General features: G+C 38.9%; 18 protein-coding genes and 1 pseudogene. 12 read left to right on the plus strand and 7 right to left on the minus strand.

The window, feature by feature from the left end:
• Positions 1-55 precede the first annotated feature (55 nt).
• The 7 genes and pseudogenes from ACT29I_RS07935 to ACT29I_RS07965 form a co-directional block, all read right to left on the minus strand.
• A complete protein-coding gene (locus tag ACT29I_RS07935) occupies positions 56-1,015 on the minus strand; it encodes a calcium/sodium antiporter (protein ID WP_430931702.1) in 960 nt (319 codons plus the stop codon).
• Positions 1,016-1,095: 80 nt separating this feature from the next.
• Positions 1,096-1,665: a DUF502 domain-containing protein gene (locus ACT29I_RS07940; protein WP_430931703.1), complete on the minus strand. Its 570-nt coding sequence runs from the start codon at positions 1,663-1,665 to the stop codon at positions 1,096-1,098.
• 579 nt (positions 1,666-2,244) lie between these two features.
• On the minus strand, positions 2,245-2,718 hold the full coding sequence (locus ACT29I_RS07945) for a hypothetical protein (protein WP_430931704.1): 474 nt from the start codon (positions 2,716-2,718) through the stop codon (positions 2,245-2,247).
• A gap of 255 nt (positions 2,719-2,973) precedes the next feature.
• Positions 2,974-4,647 (minus strand): N-acetylmuramic acid 6-phosphate etherase, encoded by a 1,674-nt coding sequence (locus tag ACT29I_RS07950; protein WP_430931705.1) that lies wholly within the window; start codon positions 4,645-4,647, stop codon positions 2,974-2,976.
• A 157-nt stretch (positions 4,648-4,804) separates the two neighbouring features.
• Entirely contained in the window at positions 4,805-5,866 is a 1,062-nt protein-coding gene (locus tag ACT29I_RS07955) for a transposase (RefSeq protein ID WP_444793152.1), read from the minus strand.
• Between the two features lies 1 nt (position 5,867).
• Positions 5,868-7,378: pseudogene (locus tag ACT29I_RS07960) on the minus strand (IS1634 family transposase).
• A gap of 208 nt (positions 7,379-7,586) precedes the next feature.
• On the minus strand, positions 7,587-8,447 hold the full coding sequence (locus ACT29I_RS07965) for a helix-turn-helix domain-containing protein (RefSeq protein ID WP_444793153.1): 861 nt from the start codon (positions 8,445-8,447) through the stop codon (positions 7,587-7,589).
• A gap of 149 nt (positions 8,448-8,596) precedes the next feature.
• Here ACT29I_RS07965 and ACT29I_RS07970 point away from each other — a divergent pair, with 149 nt between their 5' ends.
• The 12 genes from ACT29I_RS07970 to ACT29I_RS08025 all read left to right on the plus strand — a co-directional run bounded on the left by ACT29I_RS07970 (position 8,597) and on the right by ACT29I_RS08025 (position 25,597).
• Positions 8,597-9,781, plus strand: coding sequence for a uroporphyrinogen decarboxylase family protein (locus ACT29I_RS07970; protein WP_430931708.1), 1,185 nt, complete (start codon positions 8,597-8,599; stop codon positions 9,779-9,781).
• Positions 9,782-9,837: 56 nt separating this feature from the next.
• Entirely contained in the window at positions 9,838-11,319 is a 1,482-nt protein-coding gene (locus ACT29I_RS07975; RefSeq protein WP_444793154.1) for an alpha-L-fucosidase, read from the plus strand.
• Between the two features lie 143 nt (positions 11,320-11,462).
• On the plus strand, positions 11,463-13,658 hold the full coding sequence (locus ACT29I_RS07980) for a T9SS type A sorting domain-containing protein (protein WP_444793155.1): 2,196 nt from the start codon (positions 11,463-11,465) through the stop codon (positions 13,656-13,658).
• 116 nt (positions 13,659-13,774) lie between these two features.
• Positions 13,775-15,370 carry a sulfatase family protein gene (locus ACT29I_RS07985; RefSeq protein ID WP_444793156.1) on the plus strand — a complete coding sequence of 532 codons (1,596 nt, stop codon included), beginning with the start codon at positions 13,775-13,777 and terminating at the stop codon, positions 15,368-15,370.
• A 362-nt stretch (positions 15,371-15,732) separates the two neighbouring features.
• Positions 15,733-17,538 (plus strand): arylsulfatase, encoded by a 1,806-nt coding sequence (locus ACT29I_RS07990; RefSeq protein ID WP_444793157.1) that lies wholly within the window; start codon positions 15,733-15,735, stop codon positions 17,536-17,538.
• A 101-nt stretch (positions 17,539-17,639) separates the two neighbouring features.
• Entirely contained in the window at positions 17,640-20,159 is a 2,520-nt protein-coding gene (locus ACT29I_RS07995) for a glycoside hydrolase family 2 TIM barrel-domain containing protein (protein ID WP_444793158.1), read from the plus strand.
• Positions 20,160-20,396: 237 nt separating this feature from the next.
• The gene (locus tag ACT29I_RS08000; protein WP_430931714.1) at positions 20,397-21,062 is read left to right on the plus strand and encodes a LuxR C-terminal-related transcriptional regulator; all 666 of its coding nucleotides are present in this window, start codon (positions 20,397-20,399) and stop codon (positions 21,060-21,062) included.
• A gap of 232 nt (positions 21,063-21,294) precedes the next feature.
• Positions 21,295-21,888 carry a DUF4255 domain-containing protein gene (locus ACT29I_RS08005; RefSeq protein ID WP_444793159.1) on the plus strand — a complete coding sequence of 198 codons (594 nt, stop codon included), beginning with the start codon at positions 21,295-21,297 and terminating at the stop codon, positions 21,886-21,888.
• The gene (locus tag ACT29I_RS08010; RefSeq protein WP_444793160.1) at positions 21,888-22,763 is read left to right on the plus strand and encodes a hypothetical protein; all 876 of its coding nucleotides are present in this window, start codon (positions 21,888-21,890) and stop codon (positions 22,761-22,763) included. Before ACT29I_RS08005 ends, ACT29I_RS08010 begins: the two co-directional genes overlap by 1 nt.
• A gap of 18 nt (positions 22,764-22,781) precedes the next feature.
• Positions 22,782-24,698, plus strand: a complete 1,917-nt coding sequence (locus ACT29I_RS08015; RefSeq protein WP_430931717.1) for a phage tail sheath family protein — start codon at positions 22,782-22,784, stop codon at positions 24,696-24,698.
• 30 nt (positions 24,699-24,728) lie between these two features.
• Positions 24,729-25,163 (plus strand): phage tail protein, encoded by a 435-nt coding sequence (locus ACT29I_RS08020; protein ID WP_430931718.1) that lies wholly within the window; start codon positions 24,729-24,731, stop codon positions 25,161-25,163.
• A 2-nt stretch (positions 25,164-25,165) separates the two neighbouring features.
• Complete coding sequence (locus ACT29I_RS08025; RefSeq protein ID WP_444793161.1) at positions 25,166-25,597, plus strand: phage tail protein; 432 nt, start codon at positions 25,166-25,168, stop codon at positions 25,595-25,597.
• The last annotated feature ends 2 nt before the right edge of the window (positions 25,598-25,599 follow it).

The following is a 25,599-nucleotide window of genomic DNA, read 5'->3' on the forward strand; positions in this document are numbered from 1 at the left end:
CTTTTCATATATCAAAGCTATCTTTAATTGGTTGGCTTATGTTGATTTGTGCAAGTTATTTTTTTATTATAAGGAAAGCCAAATAACCTAAAAATATTAGCAACAGCACCCCGGCCTCCCATCGGTCCAGCTTTTTACGTACTCCTGTAAACATGGCTATAAATAAAAACACCTTGGAAAATATTAATATTCCAATATCAAAATTGAATGCAGCGCTGTAATCAATTGGAGAAATAATTGAACTTATTCCAAGAATTAAAAAAATATTAAAAATATTAGAGCCAATCACGTTTCCAATGGCCAAATCACTTTTCTTCTTTATGGCTGCAACTACAGAGGTAGCCAATTCGGGTAACGATGTCCCTATTGAAACAATGGTTAATCCAATAAGTTTTTCACTAACTGATAGCATTCGGGCAATTTGTATGGCATTATTGACAACAAACCTACCACCCAAAACTAATCCCGTCAGACCGAGTATGATATAAATGACTGTTTTCGTCAGGCTTAGCTGTTTGGTTTGTGTTATATCTGCATTTGTTTCCTTTTTAGCACTAAAAAAGATGTAGACCATAAACAGGCAAAAAAAGACCAGTAATATAATTCCATCTGTTTGATTAATAGTATTAGCTGTTGACTTAAGCAAAAGGGCGTCGTTCGCCAAAGCGATAAGAATAATTGCTGCTGCCAACGAATATGGTATTTCTTTCCATATTGTACTCACCTGAACCGTAATTGGGTAAATAATGCCTGATACTCCCAATATAAACAGAAGGTTAAAAATATTGCTTCCGATGATGTTGCCCATGACAACATCGTCGTAACCGTTTACCGACGCAATGGTGTTGACCACGAGTTCGGGCGCTGATGTTCCAAAGGCTACGATGGTTAGTCCAATAACCAACTCGGATACATTAAATCTTTTAGCAAGGGAAGAAGAACCGTTTACCAAAAAATCAGCGCCTTTTATAAGTAGACCGAAGCCGACAACTAAAAGTAGAATTGATATTATCATTACGATTAGTTTTTAATTCGTTGGCGTCCAGTTTCCCCTCCAAATATCGTTTCCGGACACCTTATGTTTTACTACATCTTTCAGTTCCATCCGGCAACCCCTGCCGAAACAATAAATTTCATTACTTCAGCCGGTGAAATATCAATGGGCCTTACCTGAGCCTTGGGAACAATAAACATCTCTCCCGAAAAGTTATAGGAGTGAGGAAAATATACAGCCACTTTATCTTTTTCATCAATTAACGATAAATCTTCTTCTGTAAGAAACCCAAGCTTTTCAAGATCTGAAAGCATATTCACTTTGACCAATACAGGTTTATTGAATTTTTTTTCTTTCCCTACAAAGGCTGAAAATAAATCGTTGAAAGCTGAATATATTACTTTGACCAATGGCGCCTTTTTTATTAGCTTTCCAAACAAGTACTTAAAGGGCCGGCCGATAAAGGTCTGTCCCACAAAACCAATGAATACAAGCAGTGCAACAATAATTACCACTCCCAGGCCCGGGATGTTTATGTCAAGAGACTCCTTCAGCCATTGCTGTAAGATGTCATCAACAAGTTTGAATATTACATAAACTATATAAACGGTAATTCCTATCGGGGCTATGAAAAGGAGGCCTTGAAGAAAATAATTTATTAGTGCTTTCATGGCTGTCAAGTTTAGAAATTTCGTAAAAGTCTGTTCTCATGTCTTTTTAGGCATTTGATCTACCAAATGTATGTAATTCATTTAACATTCCTAGGTCCAAACAGCAATCAGGGATATTTCAATATTGGCTTAGGGATAGTCTTAATTCCACTTTAAGGTAAAGCAAAGTCAGATGGCATATAGAGTTTACATGATAAAATAAAGTGACCTCCCATGTTTCCCGCAAGAATAATTATATTGGATTAAACTGCAAACTCAATAAAATTTATTCGTAGTGGTTCCGAAAATAAGGCCAATTCTCGCTAAACTTATGCTTCATCCGAGCAACTGAACTCAGTTGTTAAAGGTGCAACGAAAAATTGGAAGGAAAGAATCACATCAGTGTGATAATCGTTTCCGGAACTAATAAAATAGTTCATAAACGAGTATCCTAATTTTTACAAAAAACTATTTAGGGTTACGCTTTAGTGCCGGGCACCTACAAACGTCTTTCATTATATAGCTAAATACAGGCTGCTAAGCCCTATCTGCGCGAATTACAAAGTATATAACGAACCTATTAAAGCGGTGTATAATAATTTAGGCTATTTTTTTTATCGTGTAACTTCTGCCGTTGTATTCAAAAGTATCTCCTGTTGTAAGACCTTTCATGGCTTTATAGATAGGTGCTTCCACAGAAAGGCATGTGATTTTATAACCCTTGTGGTTAAAACTTTCAACGCTGGTCGAAATATAAAAAACATGATCTTGTACAAATACCAGTGAACCAGGATCCACAATTGCGGTTGGTTTAGCGTTTTTGTACCCGTTAATAAGTTTGATCTGTGCCTTTATTAAATTCGCTTTTTGTTGCATGGCCAATGTCATGTCCTGATCTTCAGTGTTGTGCGACAGTGTTTCGGGCTCTATTTCACCTTGTTTGACACCGTCCTCGTCATCACGTATATTAGCAATAAACTGATTAACTTGTGCAAGGTTTTCCTCCAGATGTTTAATAGCAACCTTATGGGCTTCCGCCTTAAGAATATGCGCTTCAATTTCTGATTTACTCATAATCGTTGATTTTTTTGGGGTCATCTATTACCATAAATAACGAAAGGTTCCTCAGGAGAGGAAATCAATTTCAATTAGCTAATTTCTAAAGTTAAACAATAGTTTGTTTCTCTCTTTATAATTTAGACCTGTGTATAAAAAAAAAGTCACATAAATAAAATGTTTTTCTACGGACATTTTTTTTTGGTTCATGGTCGTAGCTATCCTTGAGATCTATATGTAACCTGTATGCTCTTTGTTTCCAAATATGGGTATTTATATATTGCGATATGCTTCAATAGCTTTCTTTACCGATCCGTGCAATAAAAGGAGTCTTTTGGCATCTTCGTACGCTAGTTTTGTTTCTTCCATAATCATCCTTGATCCCCTGTCGACTAGTTTCTCGCTGGTCAGCTGCATGTTGACCATCTGGTTGCCTTTAACTCTTCCCAGTTTAATCATAATGGTCGTGGTCATCATATTCAAAATCATTTTTTGTGCAGTGCCTGCTTTAAGGCGTGTGCTCCCGGTAACAAACTCGGGCCCCACAATGGCCTCAATGGGGTATTCTGTTACTTGGGCCACTTTGCTGTTCGGGTTGCACGTGATGCAGCCAGTTAATAACCCATTATAGCGGGCTTGTCTGATACCCCCAACAACATATGGGGTGGAACCTGATGCTGCAATTCCTATTACTGTGTCCATTTCGTTAATATCAAAAGCTAAAAGTTCTTTCCAGGCTTTGTCGGGATCATCCTCGGCAGCTTCAACGGCTTTGCGCAAAGCGGCATCACCTCCTGCAATCAAACCAATTACCATGTTGTCTGGCACGCCAAATGTAGGCGGAAGTTCGGAGGCATCCAGTACCCCTAATCTTCCGCTAGTGCCGGCACCTAAATAAAAAACCCTACCGCCTTTTTGCATGCGGTCAACAATTCTTTCCACAAGTTCTTTGACCTGGGGTAATGCCTTTGCAACGGCAACATGTACATAGGCGTCCTCATGATTAATGGATGTAATTAACTTTTCCACCGACATAATCTCAAGATTGTCGAATTTGGAAGAGGATTCAGTAACGCTCGGTTTAGTTTTGTTTGCTTTTGCCACGAGGCAATTTTTAGTTTTTGAGTGATATTGTTCCAGACCATCCATGGGCGACTGGGTAACTGCACCCAAGGTTAAATGATTTTTGTTTAATGCTTTTATCAGTTGTTCTTGAAAATGATAGGCAATGCTACCGGTAAAATTTATTTCAAGGTGTAAAACGTTGTTATACTGAAGTAAATTGCGTTTGATGAATTCATCGAATGCGTTGGTCACTAAATTGTAGATTTCCTCAATTTCGATGTGTTTGGATAAAAACTTGGTGAACTGGGCCAAGTACCGGTTTGCCAATGGCTTCTTGTATATGTTGTCCAGTATTTGTGCCCTGTTGGTATTGTGTTCCCGGAAAAATAGCCTTATGACCTGTTCCGGAAGTTGGTTCTTCAATATGTCACCTATGAGTTTTTTACCCATAACGGCTCCGCTTCCCTCGTCGCCAATGATGTAGCCTAATGGAGAAACGTTGTCTTTTATGTTTCTGCCATCATACAGACAAGAGTTGGATCCGGTTCCGAGTATGCATGCTATTCCTGGCTTACTGCCACAAAGAGATCGGGCTGCTCCCGTCAGATCGCTTTCTACAGTTATGTTGTTTATGTTAAAAAAGTCTCTAAGTGCTTTTCTAACGATGTTAATCTTATCTTCGTTCGCACATCCAGCACCATAAAAATAGATTTCTTTAATTGTAGTCTGATCTATGGTGAAATCGTCCTTTAAGCTCCTAAATATCTCTTCAGAGGTTTGGTGGAATGGGTTGATTCCCTTAGTGATGCAGGTTTGTGAACTGCCGTTGTAAATTCCCCTCCATTCTGTTTTCGTCGATCCGCTGTCTGCAATTAGTATCATGACTTCTAAAGTGTGATTTGAATTATAAGTGCTTTGTCGTTGTTCTTATCATTTTGGACGAGCAAAACCCCAAAGATGATCTTGTAAAATAATTGGAAAGGTACTAAAATATGACGCAGTTTTTGGGTTGTTTTATACACAATAGTTAGTTAAAAAATTAAGAGGCAATAGTGCCGTAAAATATGAGCTCGTTAGCCCTTTTCATTTTTTTTGGTGAGTACGGATTTAACCCGAACTTGTCAAAAAATAGATTCAGCTGTAATATATTGTGGTTTATGGTTTTAATATCATTCATAGAAAACGCTTTTCGTTGTTCTTTTGGCACGTTTAACCACCCTGTAACTTTTGCGAGATTAACTGAAGTCAGTGAGGCATTAAAGTGAAAATCGAGTTTATTTTCATTTCTGGCCTGGCAGTCATTTAAACCAGTGTGCTGTTTTGCATCCAGATATAGAAATTCGATTTGAAAACGGCTCCTGTAATATTTCACGATCTCCAATGGTTCTTGTTTTGTATCGGTTGAAAAATAGAGTTTGTAAATTTGTTTTCCATTTTTACCGGTATATACAACATGTACCAACCGAATGTTCCTTTTAAGCCATTTGGAATATACCACGCCGCTATATATTGATGAATCTTTATCTTTATGGCACAAAGCAAAATAATCCATGTCGATATTATGATGGTAAACTTTACCTACATATTTTTTGGGCCTTCCCCGTTTTCCTGTTGGCTCTCCCTGGTATAGGTACCAAAGGTCGGCATCGTCCCTGAGTCGGCCTACCATATGCATGCCGCATTCCAAAACCTGATCAACAAATATTTTCTTGGAAAACCAGGCATCTGCAACTAGGTACGGTGAGATTGTTTTTAGTACATCTTTACGTTCATTAATGACGCCAGCGTACCAATCTGCCAATGACTGATCCTTGCTTGGTATTGTCTGAATGGCTTCCAAGTGAAAAGCGGTATGATTATCCACATCTATTGCTGCCAATCCTCCAATTTCCAAACCCCATTTAGATTGATTGGCACATCCTGACCAAAAGTAACCAAGTCCAGGTGTTTTCTTCCCTGACTTGCTGATATAAGAAGGATCAAATGCTATTACATACCGACCACTTCCATGCGACAAAACAAGTTCTTTGTTGAATGTTAAGAAATCGAATGGTTTTTCAAATTGTTGTCGGTATCTTTCTTGACTTTCGCATTGGGTCACCCTAACAATATTTTAATACAATATTGTATAGTTTTACTTGATCCGGGGTCATTTTCAATAGGCAAGATTTATTAAGTTTGGAGTCAGGTAGCGTGTATGTTATCTGGTACATATTGTGAGTTAAGTCTGCAGCTTTCCTTATTGACAAGTCAGTATCTTCAAGTCTTAAAACTCTTTCAAGCTCCTGGTAAATAGCGTATGCTGTAAATGAAATACAAATTTGAGCCTCTATTCGACTTCTTAACCTATGGTATATCGGGCGTATGCGAAGGTCTGTCTTTGACATTCTGAAAGCCCTTTCTATGTGCCTCAGGTTGGCATAGTTGTTTATAACCTCTTCTTCTTTAAGTTTAGTATTTGTTAGGTATCCTTTTAGCCCATCCCATTTGGCATCGTTTTCAAACTTTTCATAATTAATTGCAATGGTAACATCGCCAGACATGGTAAGGTATTTATTGTACCCTCTGTTGTTAATACTTGATTTTGTCAGTTTCCCGGATTTTACTTTCTTCTCCAGTCTTGTCAACCCCCGCTTTCGGTTATATGCATCTTTAGATGCTCTTTTTTTAGAGTAGGAAACAATAAGCCTTTGCCCACTTGGTTTGTCAATACAAAACACTTCTCCATCCTCAAGAGAAAGCCTTAATATCTGCTGTTTCAACTCTTTAACCTGGCACCTAAGATGTACTCGTAATTTTCTTTTTCTAGAGCAATAATGTTATCTTTTGAGAGTAAACCTGAGTCAGCTACAATTATGGGTTTTGACAAATTAAACTTAGCGCTTATCTTTTCTAAAAAAGGGATGAGTGTATGACCTTCATAAATATTTCCTTCAAAAATGTCGTAACTTATTGCATAACCACCCAACCCAACGAGCAATTCTAAAAAGATTTGAGGTTTCTGATGTTTCCCGTCCTTGCTAAAACCTGTTTTTCTTAAATCGTCTTCATCGCTTGCTTCGAAGTACAGTGTGGTCATATCATAAAAAACAACTGACACATTGCCGTTCAATATTTTTAAGGTGTGCGAGAAGGCTATCTGTTCAATCAGTCCCTTCTGCTTGTTGTTTAGCTTGTCCAAAAAACGGTAAACCTTATCATTGCTTAAACGAACGCCTTGGTAACGGTAAACATACTCAACTGTTTTCAACTTACTTAAGGGAAAAGCCAACCTTGAAATTACAAGGTGCCTGAATAATTCTTCTTCAATTTATTGGAAACCGATATGATTATAAATCTTTCCAAATATTTATTCTGGACCAATAGTCCTAATGTCTGAGTTACCGATATTGAGTAGGGTTTCTTCAGCGAGGCTATCCTTATCAGATAAGAAAAGGTTGCTTTGACCAGTTATTCTTTCAATTTCTTGATATCCAACCTCAACCAACTTTTTAATTTTCTGTTGCGTTGTGGCGCATCCTATTGTTTTTATAAGACTGTTCCGACCCTTAACCTTCTGTATCACCTGTACAGAAACGCTTCCAGAGCTATTGCGTTTTTTACGAATGAACATTGAAATATATTTGGGTCACCCAAGTTAAAAAAGAAACTCAGTAACAAGGGATACAGAGGGTGCCCCGAAAAAGTGCGGAAGTCAAGTTCCGCCTCGAGTACCAAGTAAAGGTTTCTTCTAAAGCAGAGGAAACCTTTTTTTATTAATCACCATGCTTCTTTCAGTTTAATGTTCATAACAAACTACTGTGGGAATATGTCTGTAAGTCTCATAAAACCTGATTAATACGGTACTCTCCCGGCGATTTGCCAATATGTTTTTTGAAAACCTTACAGAAGTATGCATTGCTTTTATATCCACACGCTTCAGCTATTTCAATACACGATTGTGAAGTGGTATTTAATAGTAGCTGGGCTTTTTCTATACGTTGTTTGTTAATGTAATCTAATGGTGTTAGTTGCATTAATTGTTTGAATTTTCGGGTGTAATGACCAGTAGATAAACAGGACAATTCAGTCAACCTAGTAACTGTAAGTTCGGTTTCTAAATTGGAATGAATATATTTTAAAGACAACAAAATATCACTGGCATCTCCTTTTTCAAGGTCGATTTTAGGGTAACCTACAAATTTTGATAACAACAGGTATAGTAATCCCGATGATGTTAAACTTCGATCTGCATCATATATCGGATGATTCCAGGATTTGCTGCTGAGGCGTTGGTATATCCTGGGGTCTTTTGCAGGCAGTTCCATGTTGGGATTTGTCTCATAAAGTCTTTTGAAATAATCAGAATGCTCCACTGAGGCTTCAATCTCATAATTAAAGTTAAACAATTGGTAAATGCTTAAATTATTCCGAAGCTGAATGGTAAATGTAGCATAGTAATGAGACAATTCATTTTCGCACACATAACTGCAGTGTGTAAAACTCGGTATTAAGTAAAGGTGTCCTTTCTTCAAGTGAATTCTTTCTTCACCTATGTAGATGCTTGCTTCTCCATCTGTTACTAAATATAATCTGCTAAATGAACTAATGATATTTCTGTAATTCCATTCAGTCCCTACCTTGCAACTACCTACAGATGAAAGGTTAAAAGATATGTTTTTCAAAAGCTCAGAGGGGTTCATGTTGTATGTTTTGTTTATAGAAGACAAAAATAACATAAAATGCAGATATTAGCGAGGTTTCAAAATTGCGATGTTCCAAATGGACAATAACTTGTTTGGTTTGTAAAACACTTTTATTACTTCACTTTCTAAATTTAACATTAAATTTAATGCAGAATATAATGTTCAATTATACAGGAAAATCGGATAACACAAAACGTAGCGATAATGCTTTAAAAAAAGTAAAGCGATTGCAACAGGCAGCTAACCATCAAGAACCAGATAGGATTCCTATTGGGGAGTTTTTTTGGAACAGTTTTATAGATAGGTGGAAAAGGGAACTTGGATTGCCCGAAGATGCTAATCCTTATTACCATTACAATTTAGACTGGATAGTGGTGAACCCCAATATGGATCCTCATATTAAAAAGTTCGATGTTATTTATGAAGATGAACAGGAGGTGCATGTTGAAACAGGATATGAGGTAGTGATGCGAAAGCGTCATGATTTTCCTATGCCCGAAATGATGAAATGGAATGTGGATACCATCGATAAATTACTTGAATTTGAGTTTGATGATCCATACGATAAACGTCGGTATTTTGAAGCCGGGGATGATCATATAAATGGAGTTGGAGATACATTCCACAGGAATACACCTGCATACTTTGAGCGGGTAAAATCCTTTTATTCCGATTTTGCCGTGTTTGGGGGAGTAGGGGAGATTAACGAATGCCTTACCCGTTTAATAGGCCAGGAAAATGCCATGTTATGGACTATGATGCATTACGATCGTTTTCCTGAAGCCGTTGAAAAAGTAGGACAGTTTTATTTGGATATTTGCAAAGCCCAGGTTGAGGCAGCCAATGGGCTACTTGATGGAATGGTTATTTGGGGAGATGTGGCCTATAAAAACGGAATGTTCTTCGACCCGGAATATTGGCGTGAACATTTTAAACCATGGGTAAAAAAAATGGTAGATTATTGTCACGAAAAAGGATTAATGGTAATTTACCATGGTTGCGGAAATGTGAACTCCATTTTTAAAGACTATATCGAAATAGGCATTGACTTTTATAATCCTCTGGAAGTGAAAGCAAATATGGATGTGAATCAATTAAGGGAGCGATACGGTCATGACATTGGTTTTTGCGGCAATAACAACGTGATGAATTGGGAATCGGGAGATGAAACACGCATAAAAGAAGAGATTCTAAGAAAACTTGAAGCAGCTAAAGGAGGAGGATTTATTTTCCAGTCCGACCATTCCGTATCCAGCGAAGTGTCAGGTCTCACCTATGATTATATCATGAAATTAGTAAGAGAGAACGGTAATTATCCAATTAAATCATAATTGAAAATCAACAAATACATCCAGCTTAATAATGCAAATCAGTTAAATACAAACAAATGAGCAAGCTATTAAAAACAACCTGCATAATAATCGTCTGCATAAGCACAACTTTGACCAATGCACAAAAAATGTATAAACCAACCTGGGAATCCCTGCAACAATACGAATGCCCTGAATGGTTCCGGGATGCCAAATTTGGTATCTATACGCACTGGGGTGTCTATTCCGTTCCCGAATGCCCTTCAGATTGGTACGGGCACAATATGTATTATAAAAATCATCCCAACTATAAATTTCATACCGAGACGTACGGAGCAGTGAACAAGTTCGGTTATAAGGATTTGGTTCCCCTGTTTACAGCACCAAAATTTAATGCCGATGAATGGGCTGACTTATTTGTAGAGTCGGGGGCACGTTTTGCAGGACCTTGTGGAGAACATGCCGACGGTTTTGCGATGTGGGATTCTAAAGTTAATCCGTGGAATTCAGTTGATATGGGACCTAAGCGTGATATTGTTGCTGAGTTGGGAAAGGCTATTCGTAAGCGTGGTTTAAAATATGTGGTAAGCCTACACCACTCGTGGTTATGGGGGTGGTACCCAACCTGGGACGAAAATACCGATTGTGCCGATCCTGCCAATGCATCACTATATGGCGAAAAAGTACCTGAAACCGCATGGAGGACTAAAGACACAAAGGGTTACTACAAAGTAAATCCAATGCCAAGTGCAGAGTTTGAGCGGGTTTGGTTGGAGAAATGTAAGGAGGTAGTTGATGGCTATTCACCCGACTTATTGTGGTTCGACAATCGTGTTCAGATTCTTTCGGAAAAAACACGTCAGGAAATGATGGCGTATGCCTATAATCATGCCGAAAAAAATGATCAGGAGTTTGTACTAACTTTCAAGCGTCCTGATTTTCCATTAGGAACAGGAACGGTTGATCTGGAGCGCAACAGGATGCCTAAAATATATCCTGAGCCCTGGTTAACCGACAATTCGATTTCTCAAAAATTATGGATATGGACAACAGAACTGGAATGTTATCCTACAAACAATCTGATTGACGACCTGGTAGATATTGTGAGTAAAAACGGTAACTTACTATTAAACTTGGCACCACACCCCAATGGCACCATTCCTGAGGATCAAAAGCAACGGCTTAGGGAAATAGGAAAATGGTTAAAACTTAACGGTGAAGCTATCTACGAAAGTCGTCCTTGGTTAATCTATGGAGAAGGCCCTACCGAAACAAAAACAGGGCATTTAGCAGATATGAAATTTGATGGTTTTGGTGATGAGGACATCCGCTTTACAACCCGTGAAGGACGGTTATACGCCATTGCCTTGGGATGGCCGGAGTCAGGAGTACTTCCAATAAAGTCATTAGGTTCCAGCAATTATAATGGCAAGGTTAAAAGTATAAAACTAATAGGTAGTGAATCTAAAATAGTTTTTAAACAAATGGAAAATGCTTTAGAGATTCAATTACCCGAAAATAAGCCTTGTGAGCATGCTTTTGTGTTTAGGGTGAATTAAGAGGAACAAATAGCCTTAGTTAAAAGGGAGTTATTAAATAACCTGTACTCAAAGCATATAACTCCCTGTACACATCTAAAAAAACCGCCTTTGTCTAATATTTTTAATTCTGAAATTTACTTCCTGTTGAAAAGTAAAATGTTATGAAAAAGATTCTGCAAGCTCTTATGTTTTATGTGGTATCCATCTCGCTACATGCAGGTCCCCCAGACCCACCTGCCGGTAAAGTATGGATTTTGAATCCGCTTATGAGCGATGAATTCGGTCCGCAGGGAGCAAACCCCGATGTGTTTAATGTGTACACCAAAGACAGGTCGTGGGGCAGAACTGCCGCATTTGACCCCAAAGCTATTAGAGCCGAGCAAGACCCTGATAACGATAGCAATTACTTCTTGACAATGAACCCAATCTGGTATTATGAAGATGAAGTATGGCACAGCGATAAATTGGATCGTACGTTTACTTTTGCAGGAGGAGCATTGGATACCAAAAACCTTCAAACCTATGGTTATTTCGAAGTATGTATCCGTCCTTCCGATTTCCCAATGGGATCCGGAGTGTTTATGAATTCGCGACAGATTACAGCTACCGAATGTCTCGATAAATACTCAACGGAACTGGATTTAATCGAAAACATGGGTTATACTGGTCCGGGAGCAGGAGAAAAAGATGACAGGGGTGGTTTTTTTAATTATGTACAACATGTAAATAGTCATACAAAAGATCTAAAATATATCGACAACGATGGTAATTGCGTTCCTTATGAAGGATGGGATGCGTGGGATTCCAGAGGTGCCGACCATTACACACTAGAAGACCCTCATGCCTTCTTTACCGTGGGTATGTGGTGGGAAAACGCTACAACTGCACATTTTTATAATAATGACAGACTTTTTAGCACTGTTACCCCTGCGAGGGATTTTAAAATACCCATGGCATTGATTTTATCCATGGAAACCTATATCACTGCTGGTAAAGAAGAAAATAATGCCGGAAACCCAAAACCCGAAGAGTGGATGTGGGAGGATGATTTCCGCACACGTGACCAAAGAGCGGTAAAATACGATTGGGTTAGAACATGGAAGTTAGTTGATGTTAATCCCGATGACTTTAATGAAGATAAAGATAACATTGAAGTCTATGAAGCCAATCAGAACGCTTATCTGGGTGAGAATATTAACGCTACCTTGATTTATTCTGCTTGTAAAAACCAATTTGTTACAGCTCAGTTGTTATCGCCGACCAATGAAGTAATAGATGATACTACTATAAGTGTTAATCAAGGTGTTCGTTCCCTGTCTCTTGAATTTAGTACCGCATCCATCACTGATGGAAGCGATAATTATACGCTTAAATATAGTATCGAAGATGAAGGAACGGTGGTTTTTACCAATTCTGTACAAATCTCGTTTACAGAGAAGCCTTTGACTAAAATTCTTTATAAAGAAAGCTTTCCTACCTCTCTTGAACCGGCATCTTCTATTAACCTTGATGTAGCCTACGAAGCAGATACGGTATGTAAGTTAGTGGTTGAAGTACATAAACCTAACGGCGATGGACTTTCATGGGATAGTCAAATAGTGCAAGCTGGTAAAGGCACTATGAAGTTTAACATAAACTTGTCTTCGCCTCTGGAATATGGGACGGACTATTATTTTAGGGTATATATGTTTAGAAATGGGATGAATTGGCAAGATCCCCAGGCTGTTAACCTCGGCAACTTATTTTTTAATGTTGAAGACCCTTGGGAAGCTACAATAGAGATTCTTGAAGTGGATAGCGTATTCACAGACGATGAAACTATCGGTATTGAGTTTTCTTATGCCACTAAGACTGATGGGGACTTATCTATTCTTTTATTAGATAAGGATGATAATATTGTCGCATCGGAATACCGAAAAGAACGGTATGGTAATAGAATCATTAGTCGTAAAATGGATGTGGAATCGACACTAAGTACCGATGACCAATATAAAGCAATTATAACCTACATTTCAGAAATTGAAGAGTTTGAAATGGTGAGCGATACAATTTCAAACATTATGATTCATAAGGCTAGTGTTGATATTTCAATAGGAGAAAACGATTTTATAAAGGAAGATTTTAGTATCTGCCCCAATCCTTCGTCTGGAATAGTTTACATAAAATTTAACCAATCTCGAGAGTTAATTAAAAGTGTTGAAGTAGTTGATATTACTGGAAGTCTGTTTTTGCGGAACACCATTGGCATTAATTCGAGTACGTTTGAAATCGACATGTCAACTTATGTAAATGGAACTTATATCATTCGGCTTTCAACGGAAGACAATGTTTACACAAAAAAGATTGTGAAAAAATAGCAAAATATCCTTACAATTTAATCCATCATTATTACAATTATTCCTATTTCATATTAATTGCATTAGAGTTTATTTTGTATTTCCAGAAATTTTAACAAACAATAAAAACCTACATAATGAATCGGTTTCATATTTGCGTAGCTCAAAGAGCCTGTGTATTACTTGCAATGTTATTGGTATGCACTAGTTTGTTTTCAAAAAAGAAACAACCCAATATCATCTATATCATGTCCGATGACCATGCTGCACATGCCATTGGCTCGTATGGTGGACGATTATCGAATTTAAACTTAACCCCCAATTTAGATAAACTGGCAGCAGAAGGAATACGTTTTGAGAATGCTTTCTGTAACAACTCAATTTGCACCCCTAGCCGTGCTTCGATCATCACAGGACAGTACCCGCAAACCAATGGAGTATTGGATTTAGATATTCACCTTGATCCTAAAAAGCAGTATTTACCACAAGAGTTGAAAAAACTAGGGTATAGTACTGCCGTTATAGGAAAATGGCACTTGCACGAAGAACCTTCGGCATTTGATTATTACAAAGTATTACCCGGGCAGGGTAAGTATTTTAACCCCGCATTTAATGAAAAGGGAAAAGGAACCTGGCCCAAAAACAAGGTTAAGTCCAAAGGTCATTCCAGTGATGTTATCACCGACTTATCCATTGATTACCTAAAGAATGTTGATAAGTCAAAGCCTTTCTTTTTGATGCATCATTACAAGGCACCTCACGACTTTTTTGAGAATGCGCCACGTTATGATGTTTTTTTGGAAAACACAGAAATTCCTGAGCCGGCAAGTTTGTACTACCAGCCCAATTGGGGTTCTGAAGGGACAAGAGGAAAAAATGACTCTTTAATCAACTATATCGGCACTTCCATTTCCGATAGGCACATGTACCGCGATTATAATTTATTTTTTTTCGAAGATTCTTTGGAAGGAATTAATAATTCCGCTCATTTAGCCTATCAACTTTACTTGAAAAGATATTTACGTTGCGTAAAAGGGATCGATGATAACTTAGGTCGACTTTTTGATTTTCTGAAAAAAGAAGGACTTTGGGAAAATACAGTTATTGTATATACCAGTGACCAGGGTATGATGTTGGGCGAACACGACCTGCAGGATAAACGTTGGATGTACGAAGAGTCGATGCGTATGCCATTTATTATGCACTATCCAAAAATGATTGAAGAAGGTCAGGTAACGGATTTGTTGATTAACAATACGGACTTTGCACCAACTATGATTGAACTGGCAGGGGGAGAAGCTCCTGAGTATATGCAAGGAAAAAGCTTTATCAATACCCTTAAAGGAAAAGAAGAACAAGATTGGCGTACTGCAACCTATTACCGCTATTGGATGCACATCATTCATCATTATGTTCCTGCTCATTTTGGGGTTCGCTCCAAAGATTATAAGCTGGTATTTTATTATGGTAAGCACTATTTGCCTGAATCGGAATTTAGCAAGCACTATTGGGGTAAACAGTATTTTGGTATAGAGCGTGAAACACCTCACAGCTGGGAATTTTACGACCTGAAAAACGATCCGCAGGAAATGAATAATCGTTACGATGACCCTGCTTACAAAGAAATAATCACAGAGCTAAAAGCCGAACTAAAAAGGCAACGTGAAGAGTATAACGAAACGGACGAGAACTATCCGGAGATACAAGCGATTGTTGAAAAATATTGGGATTAATAGAGTCTTGACTCGAATTTAAGTCAATGGTTGAGTTTTCAAACGAAGTGTTTTTTCATTTTTGTATACTGGCTTCCATTTAAATCAGGGGAGACGCATTTATCTTATGCAAAGTTTCAAGTCAAGCTACCGACATCAGCAATGTAGCTTATAACCCACTTTTCTTTAATTTTGGAAAGACAGAAAGCTGTTTGACCGCAGGGAGTTCTTTCTGTCTCAAAATAAAGAAAATAGTGGGTAAGCGAAGGGTGCAGTCTGCGGACCTTTTTGACTGTATAAAACAAGTAAAAGCCTTGCGACTAGAACAAAATAAAGATGGTTCTCTTGGAAATAAAGTCTTTTAAGAAAAAGTTTAAATTGATATGCGTATATCAGCTAATAAAATAAAGCTATTCCTGTTGTATTTCATTATTTTATGGATGACTGCTCAGGTAATAAGCGCAATTAAGCGTCCGAATGTGATTCTTATCGTCACTGACGACCAGGGATATGGTGACTTTAGTTGCCATGGCAATCCCGTAATAAAAACACCCAATATTGATAAGCTGTATGATGAATCTGTACGATTTACCGATTTTCATGTAGATCCAACTTGTGCCCCTACCCGGGGTGCTTTGATGACGGGTAAATATTCACACCGGGCCGGAGTGTGGCATACCATAGCCGGAGGTAATCCCCTGCGAGCTTCGGAAATAACGATGGCCGATGTGTTTAAAGCTTCGGGTTATCGTACAGGAGCATTTGGGAAATGGCATTTAGGCTCCAACTACCCGTATCGTCCGATGGATCGTGGTTTCGACGAGTGGTTAGGGCATGGTGATGGCGGCACTGGGACCACAGACGATTGGTTTGACAACGACCGGGTAGATGATATGTATTGGCATAACGGAGAAAGAGAAAAGAGAGCGGGTTATGCTCCCGATGTATTTTTTGATGCGGCAACAGACTTCATAAAAGAGGGCGAAAATGATGAACCTTTCTTTGTATATCTGGCCACGTATCTTCCCCACGATCCTCATACGGTACCTGATAAAAAAATGGTTAATAAGTATAAAGGTAGTATTTCGGATTACGTGGCCTACTTTTTTGCTGGTATTGACCGCATCGACCAGAATATTGGCAAGTTGAGAAAGGTGCTCGAAGAAACGGGAAAAGCTGAAAACACCATCCTTATTTTTATGAGCGATAACGGAGGAACGGCTGGAGTCAAACTATACAATGCCGGAATGAGAGGTAAAAAAACTCAGCCTTACGAAGGAGGTCACCGGGTTCCATTTTTTATTCATTGGCCAGATGGAAACTTAAAACATGGAAAAGATGTAACTGACATTACGGCTCACTTCGATGTACTCCCTACATTAATAGACCATTGTGGATTATCGGCTCCGAAAAAAGTGGAATTCGATGGACGAAGTTTTAAAAAGCAATTACTTAAACCGGAATTGAAATTATCCGATAGAGTTCTTTTTGTTGAAAACCAACGGACTTTTACTTCTCAACAATGGCATCAAACAGCAGGTATGATGAATAACTGGAGACTTGTAAATAACAAGGAGCTTTATGATTTATCGAAAGATTTCGGACAAAAAAACAATGTGATTAGTCAATACCCTGAAGTGGCTCATAAAATCAGAAAAGCTTACAAAGCTTATTGGAAACGTGTATCGCCTGGAGACCGTGACAAACCACGGTTTATTGTTGGTCAGAAAGAAGACCCTGAAATCTTCTTAAGCCCTTCCGACTGGTATCTGCCCAAAGTACCCTGGAACCATGCTCAGGTTGCAGCCGGAAGCCCCGAAGTCGGAGCATGGGATATCACTGTTTCGGAGAATGGTTTATACCGTTTTGAAGTAAGGCGTTGGCCTCGTGAAGCCAATGCGCCCATCCAGGGTGTTCCAACCTTTATAAAAAAAGTGGATTCGTGGACTATACATGGAGGAGTTGATAAATTTATTTATGGAAATGAAACGAAAATTTTACACATTCAGACAATTAAACTTGAAGTAGGAAGCCATTCCGAAACGAAAAAAGTTAATGGCAACGATAAAGAGATAGTTTTTGAACTGAACTTACAAAAAGGTGACACAACTGTAAAGGGAACCATGTTTAATCAGGAAGGAGAATTAATAGCTGGTACTTATTACATTTATCTAGCAAAAGTTAAATAAGCCATTTTCACCATGTATATAATCAGAATATATTCCTGACAATAACATTAAAGGTTTATAATTTTGACAGAAGATATAACACAATTTAAATTGATTCATCAATGAAAGCAATAAGCACTTTATTATTATTCGTAGCCATACTTTTATCGTCCTGTGTAAAAGAGCAGCCTCGTACCATCGACGATTTTAATTTTAACTGGAAGTTTACACTGGGGGATAAAACTAATGCAGAACAGGTTTCATTCGACGATTCTGCCTGGGAAGACATACGTTTACCTCACGATTGGAGCAACATTACAGGTTACCAAAAAGAAAATACGGCTGCCAGTACTGGTTTTGTTGAAGGGGGAATTGGTTGGTACAGAAAAAACTTTACAGTTCCGGCATCAGATATGGGTAAATCTATATGGGTTGAGTTTGATGGCGTATTTTGTAATTCAACAGTTTATTTAAATGGCGAGAAATTAGGATACAGGGCTAACGGTTACTCCAGCTTCTCATATAAACTAAACGAACATCTTAATTATGGAGCCAACAATATTATTGCCGTTAAAGTAGACCACAGTGCTTATGCCGATACACGTTGGTACACGGGTTCGGGTATTTACCGAAACGTGCGGTTGGTAAAAACATCCAAGGTGCATATTCCGCAATGGGGAGTTCGAATCACTACGCCTAAGGTAAATTCAAGTGAAGCCACTGTTCAAATCGAAACTAAGGTTGAAGGTACTAACGATGATATTGAAGTAGAAATTTCAATTGTTGATGCAGATAAACATGCAATATCATATAGCAAAAATACGGATGGTAAAAAAATAGCGAAACAAAGTATCACAATGGTAAACCCTCAACTTTGGGGTGTAGAAAATCCCAATTTGTATACCGCACTTATCTCCATAAAACAAAATGGTGCAGTTGTAGATCAGGTTGAACAACGATTTGGTATCAGGGAATTCCGTTTCGATTCGGACAATGGTTTTTACTTAAACGGAAAAAACCTAAAACTGAAAGGAGTTAACCTGCACCACGATATGGGAGCTGTCGGCTCGGCAGACTCTAAAGGCATTTGGGAATATCGGATCAGTCAGTTAAAATCGATAGGCGTAAATGCGGTACGCATGGCTCATAACCCGCACTCCCCATTGTTAATGGATGTGTGTGACGAACAAGGGATGTTGGTGATGAATGAGTTCTTTGACGAATGGCATAATCCTAAAGGGAAAAGCATAAACTATTTGGGCGACGAAGCTGCCAGTCACGATATTTCCAAAGGTTACAGTGATGTCTTTTTCGAATGGGCAGAGAATGATCTCAAAGATCTGATCCGTCGCGACTTCAACCATCCTTCCGTGATAATGTGGAGCATTGGCAATGAAATAGAATGGACTTTTCCTGAGTATGCAGAAACTTTCGGAACCGTGAATAAAGATATTGATGGATATTATACCACACCTTCGTATGATACAGTTTTGATTGGAAACACATTCCAAAAAATTACCGGAGGTATCGATTCTTTAACAATTGTGGCAACTCAACTTGCCGCTTGGGTAAAAGAAGAGGACACATCGCGGCCAACTATTTGCGGAAGCGTTATTCCATCAGTTTCAATGACGAATGGTTATGGTAAGGCAGTGGATATTTTAGGATTGAATTACAGGGCGGCTGATTATGACGCTTTTCACAAAACATTCCCCGAAAAATGCATTCTTGGTTCAGAAAACTGGGTGGCCTATTCCGAATGGAAAAACAGTATAAATCGCGACTTTGTTCCTGGCATATTTGTCTGGACTGGTTTTGCCTATCGTGGCGAAGCGGGGCCATGGCCTCGTAAAGGACTGAATATATCATTGTTCGATTTCGCAGGATTTAAAAATCCTAGGGGCCACTTTTTTGAGTGTTTGTGGAAAACAGACCCAAAAGTATATATGGTAACAACTCCTGCCAGCCAATCTGAATTTTCATATACCAAAGAAGAAGGATGGAAATTCGATATGCATATGACACCTCCGCCGGTATGGAATAAACTTCGTTTATGGGAATGGTATAAGGTAAATGAGCACTGGAACTATTCAAAGGGCGAAAATATCATTGTACAAACTTATACCAATTGCCAGGAGGCAGAACTCTTTTTAAACGGAATTAGTCTGGGCAAACAGGCTTTAGCTAATTATTCTGAAACTGATAATATTATAAAGTGGCAAGTTCCTTACCATAAAGGAGAGTTAAAGGTTGTAGGTTATAACGGTGGGAAAGCGGTGGACGAATATATGTTGGGATCTACAGGAAAAGTAGCCCGAATTGAGATTGAGAGCGATAAAGCTACTTTAAAAGCCGATAATTACGATGTTGCCCATGTAACTGTAAAACTATATGATGAAAAAGGCATTGAAATAAAAGATCTTGAGACAGAGATTGTTTTTGATGTAACTGGAAATGCAGAATTGCTTGCTGTTGACAATGGATGGGAAATGAATGTGGCTCCGCACAATACCAATAAAGTAACTACACATAATGGAAAAGCCCGGGCTATTATCAGGTCAACTGGTAAAAAAGGTTTAGCATCGGTATCAGTAACTACTGGAGATATAAAAGGTCAAGAAATAAAGATTGGGATGAAGTAACTCGCCTTATTCATGGAAACTTATAAAATTCCGAAAACCATAGCTTTGGTCAGCCAGGGTCCTGTTTTCTGAACATAAACCAATTCGTGTAATTCGAGGCTGACTATAAGATGTAGCTGTTACAATTATTGTTGTTTTGGAAAAATTGTCGATAAACTTAATCCTCATTATTGACGTCTGTTCCATATGGTATTATATTAGGTACCATAAAAGTTACGTTTCATAGATGTTATGGTTATGGAAAATACACTATTGTCATCCTTAACAGATTATAGTTGTAAGGGGGGAGGCGAATTTGAATCGCGTAATTTAAACCACCTCTTCAACAAGACTCAAAACAGTTCACCGTTTATTTACGACTATTGTAAAGATAAGTGTATATACATTTCTCCATACATCTGGCGAATTACCGGTTACTTACCAAACGAATTTATGAACAAAGGAATCTTGTTTTTTAAGACCTTGATTCACCCGGATGATTATTCCAAACTAATTTGTGACATAGTTACATTTATACGTACCGATTCTCATGAAGTAAATCATTGCGTGTTAGTTAACACAGTGTATTGTAAGTTGAAACATAAAACAAATGCCTGGGTGAATATTAAGGTACATGTTATAAATCAACGCAGTACCAAAAGGATAGCGCCTAATAAATTGATTGGATATATTCAAGAAATTGAACCGAAAATAGGTTTAAAACCTCCTGTCAACAATATTACTTCCCGGGAAAAACAGGTGTTACGATTAATTGCATCAGGTGATTCGGCCAAAGTAATTGGCCGTAAACTTAACATCTGTGAAAACACAGTGGTTTCTCACCGGAAACATCTTAAAGAAAAACTGAACGCAAAAAATACTGCCGAACTTATTAAGATAGCGGCTTTCGCCAATTTTGTTTGAATCCACCCCTTCGTTCGCTGTGTTTATCATAAAAAAAAGCGAAAATCCTCATAAATCAGGATAGATTTTTACAAAAAGTTAGATGAAATTGCAATTAGAATAATTGTATGATAGGATTAGATGTAACTGACGTGGCGAAGCTGCATAGTTTTATCTATCCTACGGTAAATTGATGCATACCATAAAATATCTTTTCTCACGTGGCTGAACGCCATCTTTTTTTTTTCAACGGATGATTTACGAAACCCTTCAAATTCTTAAGGAACAACTTGAAAAATATTTCGAGGATATTAATCTGGAAGAAGATATTATGTTGGGCAATATTGCCCTGTGGGAGTCGGGCAGTAACGATGCCAGGGATTTGAACGGAAATGTGATATTAACCCTATTAAATATAGAAGAAGAATCGACACTTAAAAACGCGCCTTCATTTAAGGTGGTTAATAACAGAACCGAATACAAAAAACCCCCCGTTAATTTAAACTTGTTCTTGCTGATTAGTGCCAATTGCGACACTTACGAGCGATCTTTAAGGAGCATTTCGAAAACCATAGAGTTTTTTCAGGCAAAAACCATATTCACCTCATCCAACACGGTGTACAACCGCAATAATGTGTCCTTCGATGTGCTTGATTACTTTAAGTTTGTCGTGCAGATTTACACGGCAAGTTTCGAGCAGCTCAATAATATTTGGGGTACATTGGGTGGGCGACAACTACCTTCGGTAATCTACAAAGTGCAATTGATTCAGGTAGAACGAGATAAAAAACTGGCTACCTCAGAAGTGATCACCCATATAGGCGGGGATTTAAACCACATCAAATAATGTCTTTTTCCATCTTATACAAACCTCTTTTCGACGTCAGTATTCTTCACCTTTTTTTTCTGAATAAAGGTTCGGATGAATATTTGTCAATGAATCAGGAAGATAAGGATAAGCAGTTTGCTGAATATGACATCTCCAATACATTGACGTTTGTGACTACATCAGAGAGTCAGCAAAAAATATCGGGGCATAATTTGGTTTTCAGGGCTACAGATTTCGGATTTACAGTTTGGAGCCAGGTAACGCCAACCGATATCACGGAACCTTTTATCGAATTGGATGATGAACTCGAATTGACTTTCTTGATTAAGTTAAAAGATTCACTTTTTTTTAGTTATACAGAGCTTGCCCTCGAAAATGCCGGAAATCTTTTCTTCTTCTCAAACCAAGTGCCCGATAGCGAACCAGTATCTTATCCATTGATAGGTAGAACAGGAGACAATGTGGCAGTAGATGATGGTTTCGTTTTATCAGATACCGGAGCAACCAATGAGCTGGAAAGACTTACGGTTGCAGAAAAAGAAAACCTCTTTGGTATAATTCGTATTGTAATGAAAGGTGATGAAACAGCCTGGAATGTTACCGATGCAACCGGTCATATACCCGATCCGTATCAAAGCTTCGAGATACTCTTCGAAAACCGAAAGACTACCTGGCGATATATTTTCGACACTGACCAGACAGTCACTGGTTTGGATGATTTGGAAACAGAAAATGGTAATAGCCAGATACTGGTAACCAAAACCGACCAACCCCTTACCGAAAAAGGATTTGTATCCATTGAACTTGGTGGAGTTGAGCTTCCCAACCCCGATTACAGGCTGATAAAGCCCGACAGCACCAACGACAAAATATATTCAGAAATATATATGTGAAATTTAAATTGAACAGTTATGGCAACATCGTACAAAACACCGGGCGTTTATGTGGAGGAGATATCCATTTTTCCACCATCCGTCGCACAGGTTGAAACCGCGATCCCCGCTTTTATCGGCTATACTGAATCAGCGGTTGTTGATGGGGTTGATTACCACGCAGGCAGTATCATCAAGCCTATAAAAATAGGTTCGTTAAAAGAGTATGAGTTCTTCTTCGGAGGTGCTCCCGATCCAACAACGCTAGAAATTGATTTGAATGCCGACAATTCAGTGAACTCCACCAACGTGAATGGTATTAATTTAATTTACGATACACTACGTATGTTCTTTGCCAATGGCGGAGGTGATTGTTATATCGTATCTGTTGGGGCATATAATACGGCGGCAGGCAATGTTAGCAAGCAAGCATTACTGGATGGACTTGCCTCTTTGGAGAAAGAGGATTTACCTACATTACTGGTTATTCCGGAAACAGTTCATCTTTCCGAATCGGAATCAGGTGAGGTACATGCAGCTATGCTTAGTCAATGTAACAAATTGCAAGACAGGTTTGCGGTTATGGATATTGTGGACGGGGATGATGAGGCAACCCCAACCGACGATCCTGTAGCCAATTTCAGGAATAATGTAGGTATGAATTATCTAAAATATGGGGCAGCTTATTACCCTTGGTTAAAAACAACACTGCCGTTTAGTGTTAATTATGACGCCGTGGTTGGCGGAACATTTACCAAGGAAAGCGTTGCTGTTCCTGATATTACAGCCTTGTTTAACAGTGGCCTGGTTTCAGGTATCGCCAATGTTGATTTGGATATGGCCGCTAAATCAAGCTTAATAGTACCTGTGATGGGTGATATTGCCAACCGCACCCAGTTGGTAACAGCGGCACAGGACCTCTATGATTATTTCGAGGCTTTCTTCGACCTAACATTTACCGATAATGATGCAACAGATACCAACTCAGCCGTTAGCGTGCATGGTAGGTTTACCGCCGAGAATTCAAATTTCCATGGTCTGTTGGTCACATTGTACGATTACAACCATTTCAGTCAATCCGCCAACAGTGATGCGCCTTCGCCTACTTGGGATGCGGCTTTGTTAGGTGAAGATTTTAATGCGGACTTTGGATTTACCTTTGCCGCACCGGCCACCGATGGAAACGACATATATACGGCCACCCAAACCGCCCAAACCGCTTCAGGATATTTTAAAGCCCTGCTCGAAAAATTGAAAACATTGATTGATGATTTCTATACCGAGCTTTCGGCTGTACGCGAAAGCCGTACAGAAATACTCGCTCAAACTGATCCGGTTTATAAAGGAATATTGGACGCCATAAACACGCAGGGGGTCGTTCTGCCACCAAGTGGTGCAGTTGTGGGTATTTATGCTGCTGTGGATGAAAATCGGGGAGTGTGGAAGGCACCTGCCAATGTAAGCATCACCGCAGTAAAAGCTCCGGCTGTTCGCATTACCCACGAAGATCAGGAAAGCCTTAATATAGATACCGAAGCCGGTAAATCTGTAAATGCTATTCGCGCATTTACCGGCAAAGGCACTTTAATATGGGGTGCCCGAACATTGGCCGGAAACGACAATGAATGGCGTTACGTTTCTGTTCGCAGGTTTTTTAACATGGTGGAAGAGTCCGTTAAAAAAGCTACCGCTCAATTTGTATTTGAGCCCAACGATGCCAATACCTGGGTGAAGGTGAGAAGTATGATCGAAAACTTTTTGATATTGCAATGGCGTGCAGGTGCATTGGCCGGAGCCAAGCCGGATGATGCCTTCTTTGTGAAAGTCGGTCTTGGACAAACCATGACAGCACAGGACATCCTGAACGGGTATATGAATGTTGAAATAGGCATGGCAGTGGTTCGTCCGGCAGAATTCATTATCCTTAAGTTTTCTCACAAAATGCAGGAATCATAACCTATTTAATAAGTAATAAAATATACAATTATGGCAACAGCATATCCAATCGTAAAGTTTCACTTTCAGGTTGATTGGGGTGGAACAAAAATAGGCTTTACCGAAGTTTCCGGATTAGATGTGGAAACCGAGGTGGTAGAATACAGGCATGGTGCCAGTCCCGAGTACTCCAAAATAAAAATGCCCGGGATGCAAAAATTTAGCAACATAACGCTTAAACGCGGCACTTTTGCCTCCGACAACGAGTATTACAACTGGTGGAATACTGTAAAGTTGAACACCATTGAACGCCGTGATATTACCATAAGTTTGTTAAACGAAGAACACGAACCTGTTGTGGTTTGGAAGGTTAAGAACGCATGGCCAATCAAAGTACAATCCACCGACCTTAAGGCGGATGGTAACGAGGTGGCTATAGAATCCATGGAATTGGTCCATGAAGGTCTGATCATTCAAAATGAATAACAATGGCCGAATACTATCCCCCACTTGGATTTCATTTTAAAGTTGAGTTCGATGATATAGATGGCGAATCGGAATTTCAATCAGTGGCCGGATTATCGGTTGAACTGCAAACGGAAGACATAGCCGAGGGGGGAGAAAACAGGTTTAAACACAAACTGCCCACTCGTACTTCCTATCCCAACCTGGTTTTGAAACGTGGAGCGGTAGTGGGCTCCGGACTGATAAAATGGTGCAGGGATGCGGTGGAAAACTTTGATATCTCCCCAACCAATGTTAAAGTCACCTTGTTGAATGAGGAACACGAACCCCTTACCACGTGGAATATTGTACATGCCTGGCCGCTTAAATGGTCGGTAACTGATTTCAGTGCGGAAGAAAGCAAACTGGTTGTAGAGACTATAGAATTATCGTACAACTACTTTAATATCCTCTAATT

Origin of the sequence: Saccharicrinis sp. GN24d3 (assembly GCF_052400645.1) — a bacterium.
Lineage (GTDB): Bacteria > Bacteroidota > Bacteroidia > Bacteroidales > Marinilabiliaceae > Saccharicrinis.